10 protein-coding genes and 2 pseudogenes are annotated in these 10,417 nt (G+C 62.2%); 7 read left to right on the plus strand and 5 right to left on the minus strand.

Features of this window, described 5'->3' with window-relative positions; genetic code table 11:
• Positions 1-32 precede the first annotated feature (32 nt).
• Both ACTHJ1_RS14910 and ACTHJ1_RS14915 read left to right on the plus strand, forming a co-directional pair.
• Positions 33-995, plus strand: coding sequence for a LysR family transcriptional regulator (locus tag ACTHJ1_RS14910; protein ID WP_440193722.1), 963 nt, complete (start codon positions 33-35; stop codon positions 993-995).
• A gap of 32 nt (positions 996-1,027) precedes the next feature.
• Positions 1,028-1,138: pseudogene (locus ACTHJ1_RS14915) on the plus strand (ABC transporter substrate-binding protein); the annotation flags it as partial.
• A 93-nt stretch (positions 1,139-1,231) separates the two neighbouring features.
• Here the strand turns inward: ACTHJ1_RS14915 and gcvA are convergent.
• Positions 1,232-2,143 carry a transcriptional regulator GcvA gene (gcvA, locus tag ACTHJ1_RS14920; RefSeq protein WP_440193724.1) on the minus strand — a complete coding sequence of 304 codons (912 nt, stop codon included), beginning with the start codon at positions 2,141-2,143 and terminating at the stop codon, positions 1,232-1,234.
• A 113-nt stretch (positions 2,144-2,256) separates the two neighbouring features.
• On the opposite strand from gcvA, the gene ACTHJ1_RS14925 reads away from it, so the two are divergent.
• Positions 2,257-2,856, plus strand: coding sequence for a LysE family translocator (locus tag ACTHJ1_RS14925; protein WP_440193726.1), 600 nt, complete (start codon positions 2,257-2,259; stop codon positions 2,854-2,856).
• Between the two features lie 120 nt (positions 2,857-2,976).
• On the opposite strand, the gene ACTHJ1_RS14930 is transcribed toward ACTHJ1_RS14925, so the two are convergent.
• On the minus strand, positions 2,977-3,141 hold the full coding sequence (locus tag ACTHJ1_RS14930) for a hypothetical protein (RefSeq protein WP_440193728.1): 165 nt from the start codon (positions 3,139-3,141) through the stop codon (positions 2,977-2,979).
• Positions 3,142-3,432: 291 nt separating this feature from the next.
• Here ACTHJ1_RS14930 and ACTHJ1_RS14935 point away from each other — a divergent pair, with 291 nt between their 5' ends.
• Together ACTHJ1_RS14935 and ACTHJ1_RS14940 are read left to right on the plus strand one after the other, a co-directional pair.
• Positions 3,433-4,323, plus strand: a complete 891-nt coding sequence (locus ACTHJ1_RS14935) for a DMT family transporter (RefSeq protein ID WP_440193730.1) — start codon at positions 3,433-3,435, stop codon at positions 4,321-4,323.
• A gap of 157 nt (positions 4,324-4,480) precedes the next feature.
• The gene (locus ACTHJ1_RS14940; RefSeq protein WP_440193732.1) at positions 4,481-5,884 is read left to right on the plus strand and encodes an amidase; all 1,404 of its coding nucleotides are present in this window, start codon (positions 4,481-4,483) and stop codon (positions 5,882-5,884) included.
• A 306-nt stretch (positions 5,885-6,190) separates the two neighbouring features.
• Here the strand turns inward: ACTHJ1_RS14940 and ACTHJ1_RS14945 are convergent, their stop codons facing one another.
• The gene (locus tag ACTHJ1_RS14945; protein WP_440193734.1) at positions 6,191-6,760 is read right to left on the minus strand and encodes a TetR/AcrR family transcriptional regulator; all 570 of its coding nucleotides are present in this window, start codon (positions 6,758-6,760) and stop codon (positions 6,191-6,193) included.
• A gap of 117 nt (positions 6,761-6,877) precedes the next feature.
• On the opposite strand from ACTHJ1_RS14945, the gene ACTHJ1_RS14950 reads away from it, so the two are divergent.
• Positions 6,878-7,345 (plus strand): nuclear transport factor 2 family protein, encoded by a 468-nt coding sequence (locus ACTHJ1_RS14950; RefSeq protein WP_440193736.1) that lies wholly within the window; start codon positions 6,878-6,880, stop codon positions 7,343-7,345.
• 380 nt (positions 7,346-7,725) lie between these two features.
• Here ACTHJ1_RS14950 and glmS read toward each other — a convergent pair whose 3' ends face one another.
• Positions 7,726-9,558 (minus strand): glutamine--fructose-6-phosphate transaminase (isomerizing), encoded by a 1,833-nt coding sequence (gene glmS / locus ACTHJ1_RS14955; protein WP_440193738.1) that lies wholly within the window; start codon positions 9,556-9,558, stop codon positions 7,726-7,728.
• 143 nt (positions 9,559-9,701) lie between these two features.
• On the opposite strand from glmS, the gene ACTHJ1_RS14960 reads away from it, so the two are divergent.
• Positions 9,702-10,187, plus strand: coding sequence for an Lrp/AsnC family transcriptional regulator (locus ACTHJ1_RS14960; RefSeq protein ID WP_440193740.1), 486 nt, complete (start codon positions 9,702-9,704; stop codon positions 10,185-10,187).
• Between the two features lie 14 nt (positions 10,188-10,201).
• Here the strand turns inward: ACTHJ1_RS14960 and ACTHJ1_RS14965 are convergent.
• Positions 10,202-10,417, minus strand: a pseudogene (locus tag ACTHJ1_RS14965) (glycosyltransferase family 2 protein); the annotation flags it as partial.

The raw sequence follows: 10,417 nt of genomic DNA on the forward strand, positions 1-10,417 counted from the left end.
TTGTATGGTTAGGATAGGAGCGCTAATCTGGAATGGCTAATGCTATTTTTGACGCGCAAAATGCATGTTCTGCATATTTGAGGTTGCGTATGCGCCTTGATTGGATCGAAGACATTCTCGCTGTCCTGCATGCGGGTTCGCTGAATCGCGCCGCCGAATTGCGCCACCTGACGCAGCCGGCCTTTTCCCGGCGGATCCAGGCGATAGAGGAATATGTCGGTGTCGAACTGCTCGACCGCACGCACAAGCCTGCGCAACTAAGTGACGCCGTGCTAGGTCAACAGGAAAAACTGGAGCACTTGGCCACCGGGCTGCGCGATCTGCTCTACGAACTGCGCCACTACGACAGGCTGGTCAAGAATCGCGTTGTCATCGCGAGCCAACACGCAATCACCACATCCGTTGCGCCTGCGTTGGTCAAGCAAATCGCCGCCGATCCGAATTCGCACATCCGTTTGCGTTCCGCAAATCGCAGCGAGTGTCTTACGCTTCTCATGACGAAGCAGGTTGACGTCATATTGATCTACCGCTCGCCGGATGAAGCCTTGCCGATTGACGGCGCATACCTGGACAGAATCGATTTCGGCGAAGAGCTTTTTGTGCCGGTTTTTGGCACCCATGCCATTGTGGATTTGATGGCGCAGTATGAAAGCGGAGAACTGCCGATCATCACGTATCCGCCCAACGTTTTTCTGGGTGAAGTAATTCAGCGCGAGATATTGCCTCAATTGCGCGCGCGGCTTTTCCTGAAAGAAAGAACTGAGAGCGCCCTGACACTGGCCGTGCTGCAGCTTGCTCTCGCCGGCGTCGGCGTGGCCTGGATACCGCAATCGCTTGCGACCAAGGAAATCGGCTACGGCAACCTGACCGAACTGAGCCATCTGTTTGGAAACGCACGGCTGAGAATCGATGCCGTTCGCCTATCGGGCGAAAAATCCGCGGCCGAGCAAAACGTCTGGGCCGTGATCAACACGCTTGCCTCCCGGTCTTCATGATGAGCAAGCCGGTGGTACAGGGATAGACCGAGGCGGCTGCAACGATGAGCGCGTTCGTCGAAGAGATGAAGGCTTGCGGTTTCGTCGCGCAGGCCTTGCGCCGGCATGGTATCGCTGGCGCCTCGGTTGCGCCCGGAGTCTGATCACCCGTCAGCGCATGGGTGCGAAAGCCACCTCGCCTTGGCCGAAACGGAAGCAGCCGCGAAAGCGAGGACGAAGTTATTGACCGCTTGCGTTCAAGCGTCGCGCCAGGGCGATGTTTCTGCCAACACCCAATGGCGAAACGCCGCTAGGCGGGGCTGCTGGGCGGCGGCTGGCGGATAGGCCAGCCAGTAGCTGTAGTCGTTCGGCAGGTCCAGCGCAAAAGGCTTTACCAATCGCCCCGCCGTGATGTCGGCCGCAGCCAGAAACAGGCGGCCCAATGCCACGCCCTGCCCGTCGGCTGCCGCCTGCAGTACTAGTGCCGAATCACTGAACGCGAGGCCCGCACGCATGATGGCATCGGCCTCGCCGCGCGTGGCGCCGGCCAGGGCCAGCCAGCGCGGCCACAGGTCGCCCGGTTGGTCGTGCAGCAAGGGGGGGGCCTGCAGGTCGGCCACGGTAGCCAGCGGCGCATGCGCAAGCAGCTCAGGGCTGCACACGGGCGACAGGCGCTCGCGCGAAATCAGGTCGGTCTGCAGGCCGGGCCAGCGCCCTAGCCCCAGGCGGATGGCCAGGTCGAAGCCATCCCGCGCAAAGTCGTGCAGCGCCAGGGTGCTCGTGACTTGCAAGTCGATGCCCGGGTGCAGCGCGCGAAAGCGCGCTAGCCGCGGCACCAGCCAGCGCGTTGCAAACGACGGCAGGACGGTGATGCGCAGCGGACCGTCAAGGCTGCTGTCGTGACCGGCCACGCGTTCGGTGGCACTTACCAAGGCATCGAGAAGGCGTCCCAGCTCCGTCGCATAGGCCTTGCCGACGGTGGTGCCTGTAAGTGCATGGCCGCGGCGTTCGAACAGCGGGCACCCCAGCCACTCTTCGAGCTGGCGCACCTGGTGGCTGATGGCGGCCTGGGTCACATGCAGCTCCTCGGCCGCACGCGTAAAGCTGTGGTGGCGCGCCGCGGCCTCGTAGGCGCGCAGGGCATTCAGGGGCGGCAGGCGGCGGATCATGAAGTCGCTCGAAAATATAACTTATCGAATCAATGAGATTTAATCGTTTTGCAGCCAGTATTTATGGGATTGTAATTGCGCCTCCAATAATTCATGTATTGAAAGAGCTGCTCATGATTGCCCTGAACACCTGGCTATTGATCCTCGCATTTGCCGCGCCCATGATCGTGAGCCCGGGGCCGGGCAACACCCTGCTGGCTGCATCAGGCAGCCAGTTCGGGCTGCGGCGCACGGTGCCGTTCTGGATGGGTTTCGAGGCCGGCAACCTGGTTTGGTGCCTTGTCTACGGCTTCGGGCTCAGCGAGGTATTCACGCGCAACCCTGCTGTCTACACGGCGCTCAAGTGGGGCGGAACAGCCTATATCGTGTACCTGGCCTGGTGTTTCTTTCGCAGCGCCGGCGCCAGCGAGCGGCAGAAACTGCGGCCGCTGGGTTTCGTCGACGGCTTTGTTTCGCTGAGCCTGAACCCCAAGGTGCACTCGATGATCTTGGTGATGTACTCGCAGTTCCTGTCACCCGGTCTGCCGCTGGCTGCCCAGGTGCTGCAGATGGCGATGGTCTTCGTGGCGGTGGGCCTGGCCAGCCACTTCGCGTGGATCTATGGCGGGCAGGTGCTCTTTAGCCGCGCCCAGAGCCCGCGCGCCATCCGCCTGCAGGGCCTGGCTTTCGGGGCCTGCATGCTGGTGGTGGCGGGGGTGACGGCTTTGTCGTGATGGCTGAGCGCTCAGCTTGGCAAATACGGCTTTTTCAATGGCACCGCGGCATTGTGCACGATGACGGCGCAGCCTCCGAATCATCACAAGTGGGCAATCTGGGTCAGATTCCGACTTGGCTCATACAAGCTTCGGAACGTAGTCACTGATCTTCGGATTGGGAAACATCGCCTGCTTGGGGCCGGGGAACAAGGTGCGGATCACGTATGCGCCATGGTTGCGCGCCTCGGACAGGAGCTTCTCGACCTTAGGCAGCATGGCTACGCAGCGTGGGCGCATTTTCATGTTGCACGTCTGCTTGTCGATGTGGTTCATCAGGAGCGCAGTCTAGTGCGCCGGGCCTTCGAACGGTGTGTCGACCCCCCTGCGGAATATCGCTGCCGCTTTCCTGTCAGATCACGCGGCGCATGACGGCCTGGCACGATATCAAGCCCGGCCGTATAGTTCCCCTCGCCGACTCCAGTCGACCTTGAAGAAAAATCGTCTTTCAGAACCGATCAGATTGCTCGTAGAGGCACTGCGAATGCGGTCTGCATATCGGGCGGCGATCGGCCATGCTGCAAAAGAGAGGAAGCAGTGAACCTTGCTCACGGCCGTGTCTATGCGATGTTGGTGATCGTCATGCTGCTCTGGGCCGGCAACTCGATCATCGCTCGGGCGATCCATGCCGACGTGCCGCCTTTCACGCTCGCCCTTTGCCGTTGGTCGGGCGCGCTGCTGCTGCTCTTGCCATTCGCAGGGCCCAAGATCGTTGCGGAACGGGCCGCGCTTCTGCGGCACTGGCGATCGATCCTTCTGCTGGGGGCTGTCGGCGTCGGCTGCTTCAACGCCTTCCTCTATTCGGGACTGCGGTACACGACGGCCACCAACGGCCTGCTCATCCAGGCGCTGATTCCCTCGCTGGTGCTTCTTTTCGACTTGCTCATGTTTCGGACGCGTCCGCGGCCCCTTCAGGTCGTCGGCGTGCTCATCGCCGCAGCCGGGGTTCTGGTGATCGTGTTCCGCGGAGATCTCATGGCGCTCGCGGCTTTGCAGTTTGGCCGGGGCGATGCGCTGGTGCTGTGCGCCGTGGTGGCCTGGTCGCTTTACACCGCATTGCTGCGCATGCGCCCGCCTGTGAGTCCGCTGGCGTTTCTAGCGCTCACCTTTTTCGCAGGGGCCATCGGGATGCTGCCGTTCGCGATCATCGAATGGCAGACCCAGGCGGTGATCCTGAACGCCGGGTCGTTAGGCGGAATTGCCTACGTCGCCGTGCTTCCTTCGGTCGTTGCCTATTTTCTCTACAACAAAGCAGTGGGCGAGATCGGCGCCGGTGCCGCCGGACAGATGCTCAGCTTGCAGCCGCTCTTTGGCGCGCTGCTTTCGGCGCCGATTCTCAGGGAGCCTCTACACGGCTACCATATGGCCGGCATGCTGCTCATTCTGCTCGGGATCGTCGTCCCGCTCGCCAGATCTCGGGCCGGGTAAGGTTTTCTTAACTTTCCCTATCGTCATGATGACAGGGAACAAAGCGGGCAATGCACCCTTGTGATCTTTATCGCGACAAATCGAAACCGACGCTCAAACTCACCGAGCAAAGCCTTTCGATATTCCGGACACCCTGTTCAAAGCAAAGGGGAAAAACTTGTCGGCCGAATTCGCTCACTCCACCCTCGTCGAACTCGCTCAAGGCCTGCTGGCGCGTCGGTACAGCGCGGTTGAGCTGACCCGGCATTACCTGGACCGTATCGCCAAAGCCGATGGCAAGCTGCACGCCTACGTCTCGGTGGACGAGGAAGGCGCTCTGGCACTTGCCGCCGCCTCCGATGCGCGCCGCGCCGCGGGCTACGTGCTGGGCCTGCTCGACGGCCTGCCCATCGCCTTGAAGGATTTGTACGAGATCGAAGGCCGGATCACCACTGCCGGCTCGCAAGCCTGGGCCGAACGGCGCAGCGATCTTACCGGCACGGCGGTGCGGCGTCTTATCGAAGCGGGCATGGTGGTCCTGGGCAAGACGCACATGGTGGAATTCGCCTTCGGCGGCTGGGGCACCAACCCCGTCATGGGCACTCCGCACAACCCCTGGGACCTGGCCACACACCGCGTACCGGGCGGTTCGTCGAGCGGCTCGGCAGTGGCGGTAGCAGCGGGGCTGGCTCCCGCTGCGCTGGGTTCGGACACGGGCGGCTCGGTGCGCATCCCCGCAGCGCTCAACGGCATCACCGGACTGAAGACGACCTTCGGCCTGATCAGCTTGCACGGCACCGTGCCGCTGTCGCACACGCTGGACTCTATCGGCCCTATGACGCGCGACGCCCGCGACGCCATGCTGCTCACTCAGGTGCTGGTCGGCTCCGCCGCTTCGGCTATGCCGCTGCTCGACTACAGTCCAGTAGCCGAGGGGGTCTCTCCGCTGGCCGGCGTATGCATCCGGGTGCTGCCGCCGGCGCAGTATCCGGTTGCCCCCTCAGACGAGATGCTCGAGGCGTTCGACGCCGCCTGCCAGGTACTGCTCGGCCTGGGCGCGACCATCGACGAAGTTGTTGCGCCCTTCGATTTTCACACCATGATGGTGCAGAACGGGCAACTCATCGCCGCTGAATCCTACGCGCTGCACCGGGACTATATCGAGGACCCGTCCCTTCCGCTGGGCCGTCATGTGCGCGCCCGCGTGCTGGGCGGCCAGGCCGTGTCCGCGGCCGATTACCTCCGCGCCCTGGAGGAGCACGCTCGCGCCAAGCATGTTTGGTGCGCGTGGATGCGCGGCGCCGACGCCCTTATGACACCCGGCGTGCCGTTTCCCGCTTGCCCGCTCGACGAGGTGGACGAAGCACAGACGCCCATGGCGTCCTTCACGCGGGCGGGCAATTTCATGGGCGCCTGCGGTCTAGTGCTGCCCGCCGGGTTGTCGTCCGACGGACTGCCGCTGGCGGTGCAGTTACTGGGCAAACCCTATGACGACACAAGCCTGTGCCGCATCGGCATGGCCTTTCAGCGCGTATCGGCGTGGCACCGCAAGGTGCCAGACCTGTCGTCGCTGGGACTGTAGCGCCCGAGGAAAGCGCTACGGCGTCGATGCGAGAAACGAGAGGGGAACGGTGCCGCCGCGATAGTCTTCGACAATCTTCCAGACATTTTCCTCAAAGCGGCGGATTTCAACCCGACCCGGCACATTGCGCGGTGCCACCCGAAAAATTCGCCAACCTCACACAAGCCAGCGGATTGCTGTTGGCTGGGGCCACCGACTGCGGCCCATATCTGCATGTATAGCTGACGCTGCTGGAAACGCAGCTCGCCACCGTCAACCGCATGGCGGTGGCAGGCAAGCTGCCGGACGCCATCTTCTTCTCGGCCGTCAATCATCCAGAACGCAGTGCGTGAGACTCCGCATCGCATCGATGGCGCGATCGGTGGATTCACCCATCTGGGCATGTACGATGGCGCCGTCAATCGCGACCGTAAGAGAGGCGCCCAGGGCGTGACCATGACTCTCGAAGAGCTCGTCCAGACATCTCGCGACGTCCGTCTTGTGGTCGCGCACGATCTTCAATATGGCGGGATGCGTGGAGCCGAACTCGGCCGCGGCATTCAGAAAAGCACAACCGCGGAAATCCTCGCTGTCGAACCAGTCGCGCAGCGTGAGCGCCAGCGAGTCGATCTGCGAGGCGCCAGCGGCCAGGTTGGACGCCAGACTCTCTCGAAACCACCGCATCCAGCGTTCATGACGAAATTCGAGATAGGCCATTACCAGCAATTCCTTGCTCGGATAGTGCCGATAGAACGTCACCTTGGTGACAGCGGCGGCTTCGATGATCGTGTCGACCCCGGTGGCGCGGATGCCCTGGCCGTAAAACAAGGCATGGGCCGCACGCAGGATGCGTTCACGGGGTGAGGGCGTGGCGGCGGGGGGAGAGTTGCGTGTCATGACGCATTGTAGACAGATCGGTCCACCACCTACAATCATCAGTAGACAGGTCGTTCCACTTGCATTACTCTGCGCATGTAGACAGATCGTTCTACTTTATTCTGCCCAGGAGCAATCATGGAAACTCGCCCCCCGCTGCCGCCGTTCACTAAAGAAACCGCCATTCAGAAGGTAAGGCTCGCCGAAGATGGTTGGAACACGCGCGATGCTGCGAAAGTCGCGCTGGCGTATACGCTGGATACCAAATGGCGCAATCGCACCGAATTCGCCAACAGCCGGACAGAAGCCCATGGCTTCCTGGATCGGAAGTGGAAGAAGGAACTCGACTACCGGCTCATCAAGGAACTCTGGGCACACGATGGCAACCGGATCGCCGTGCGTTACGCCTACGAGTGGCACGACGACGCGGGCAATTGGTTCCGCTCTTACGGCAACGAGAACTGGGAGTTCAGGCCTGACGGACTAATGCACCGCCGGTACGCCTGCATCAACGACATGCCGATCAAGGAATCGGAGCGAAAGTTCCATTGGCCCCTCGGCCGCCGGCCCGACGATCATCCGGGCTTGTCGGAGCTCGGCCTTTAAACGACCGCAAGAATGGTGGGGCGGAACGTCCAGCTCGCATGAGCTTAACCTCCGCTCCATGGACTGAATGCAGATTCCGTCCTCCGTTAGCGCTGCACTGAGTGCTGTTACTGCAATGAATGATCTCGCTATCTATGAGCACTCCATCGCAATCGAAGATGATCAACTCAGTCCGACGATTGCGATGTACTCCCAAGTGCGACATGCGCCAATCTCCGGCGGTCGAGTTCACAGCATTGATATGGTTCGCACCATGTCAAAGCTGTAAATAGATCTCAATTTCCGACAGGAAATAAAGTTGGTCACAAAGCCGGTTTCATTACCAACTTTATTCCAGCGTTACCAACTTTATTCCCTGTCGTCAGAATTACCGCGACATCTCACTCCACCGTCACGCTCTTGGCCAGATTTCGCGGTTTGTCCACATCAGTTCCCCGCGCCACCGCCGTGTGATACGCCAGCAGCTGCAACGCCACTGTATGCAGAATCGGCGAAAGCATGCCGTAATGCTCGGGCATGCGAATCACCTGCATGCCGTCCTCGTTATGAATGCTGCCGTCGGCATCGGCGAACACATACAGCTCGCCGCCGCGCGCGCGCACTTCCTGCATGTTCGACTTGAGCTTTTCCAATAGCGCGTCGTTGGGCGCGATGGTGACCACGGGCATCTCGTCGGTGACCAGGGCCAGGGGGCCGTGCTTGAGCTCGCCGGCCGGATAGGCCTCGGCGTGGATATAGCTGATTTCCTTGAGCTTGAGCGCGCCTTCCAGGGCGATGGGGTAGTGCATGCCGCGGCCCAGGAAAAGCGCGTTTTCCTTGGTGGCAAAGCGGTCGGCCCAGGCGATGATCTGCGGTTCCAGCGCCAGCACCGCACTAATTGCCACGGGCAGGTGGCGCAGGTTCTTCAGGTGCAGGGCTTCGTCCTGCGGGCTCAGGCGGCCGCGCAGTTTGGCCAGCGTCAGGGCCAGCAGGAACAGCGCCGTGAGCTGAGTGGTGAAGGCCTTGGTCGAAGCCACGCCGATTTCGACACCCGCGTGGGTGATATAGCTGAGCTCGCACTCGCGCACCATGGCACTGGTGGCCACATTGCACACGGTAAGCGTGTGCATCATGCCCAGCGACTGCGCGTGCTTGAGCGCGGACAGCGTGTCGGCGGTCTCGCCCGATTGCGAAATGGTCACCACCAGCGTCTTCGGGTCGGGTACGCTGTCGCGGTAGCGGTATTCGCTGGCGATTTCGACGTTGACGGGAATCTTGGCCAGCGACTCGATCCAGTACTTGGCGGTGAGGCCCGCGTAATAGCTGGTACCGCAGGCCAGGATGAGCAGGGAATGGACCTTGGGCAGCACCTCGTGCGCCTTGGCGCCGAACAGCGTGGTCGCGATCGACTCGACCGCCTGCAGCGTATCGCCCACGGCGCGCGGCTGCTCGAAGATTTCCTTCTGCATGTAATGGCGATAGGGGCCCAGCTCGGCCTGGCCGGCATGGATCTGCACGGTGTTGACCTTGCGTTCGACCCGCTTGCCGGCGGCATCGACGATCCACACCTTGGACAGCTGCAGGTCGACCACGTCGCCGTCTTCCAGGTAGAGGATCTGGTCGGTGGTGCCCGCCAGCGCCAGCGCGTCCGAGGCCAGGAAGTTCTCGTTCTTGCCCAGGCCCACCACCAGCGGCGAGCCGTGGCGCGCGCCCACCACGCGGTGCGGCTCGTCGCGGCAGAACACGGCCAGCGCATAGGCGCCCTTCAGGCGGCGCGCGGCATGCTGAACGGCTTCGAAGAGGTCGCCCTGGTAGAGGTGGTTGATAAGGTGCGCGACCACCTCGGTGTCGGTCTGGCTTTCGAAGACGAAGCCGGCGGCGAGCAGCTCGGTGCGCAGTTCTTCGTAGTTCTCGATGATGCCGTTGTGCACGAGGCCGATGCGCGGCTCGTCCTTGCCCTGGGCCGAGAAGTGCGGATGGGCGTTGTAGACCGAGGGGCCGCCGTGCGTGGCCCAGCGCGTGTGCGCGATGCCGGTGTAGCCGGCCAGGTGTTCCTTGGCCACTTCGTCGGCCAGTTCGGCCACGCGCTGCGTGGTGCGCGCACGGCGCAGATGGCCGTCGACGTACAGGGCAACGCCGCAGGAGTCGTAGCCGCGGTACTCCAGGCGGCGCAGGCCTTCGACGAGGATGGGGGTGATGTCGCGCTGGGCGACGGCGCCGACGATGCCGCACATGGCAGAACTCCAGGTAAGAAAGGAATGCGTGCATTGTGCGGGCAAGCCTGAGAAATTTGGCTTCTATCTCATGGTATTTATGAAATAAAATTTCTTATGTATTTTTATGAGAAATTTAATTTCATATAAATCTAGATTCTGAAATGAAAGATAAAAACGAGCTTGATGCGCCGGCTTTGGATGACCTGGACCGCCGCATCCTGGACCAGATGCAGCGCGACAGCGCGCTGACCAACCAGGAACTGGCCGCCCGCGTGCACGCCTCGCCGCCCACCTGCCTGCGCCGCGTGCGCCGCCTGGTCGAAGCTGGCGTCATCGTGCGCCAGGTCGCCCTGGTCGATCCCGCCAAACTGGGCGCCAGCCTGACAGCCTTCGTCGAGGTCACGCTGGACGTGCAGACGGCCGAGCAGATGACCGCGTTCGAGCACGCCATGCAGAACGAGCCCGCCGTGCTGCAGTGCTATCGCGTGTCCACCGGCCCCGACTTCGTGGTGATCGCGCAAGTGCAGGACATGCCCGCCTATCACGCGATGGTGCACCGCGCCTTTACCGCGCAGGCCAATGTACGCAATGTGCGCACGTTTTTCTCGGTACATCGAAGCAAGTTCGAGACGCGCGTCGCAGTGTAGCGAGCGGCCCGCGGCTAACGGCCCTGCTGGTCGCCCTTGTCGCCGTATTGAGCAAGCTTCAGAAACCGGTAGTAGACGGTTTCGGCATTGAACACGGCGATCATGAAGCCCGCGCGGCCATCGAGGAACCCGCGCCGCAGCACGTAGGTGCGCACGAACGCCCACGCGCCGCGCCCGAGCGCCTTGCCGAAACCGCCGCGCTGGCCGGCCGCGCGGCGCTGGCGCGCGCC

Origin of the sequence: Bordetella sp., from assembly GCF_051960075.1 — a bacterium.
Taxonomy (GTDB): domain Bacteria; phylum Pseudomonadota; class Gammaproteobacteria; order Burkholderiales; family Burkholderiaceae_B; genus Bordetella.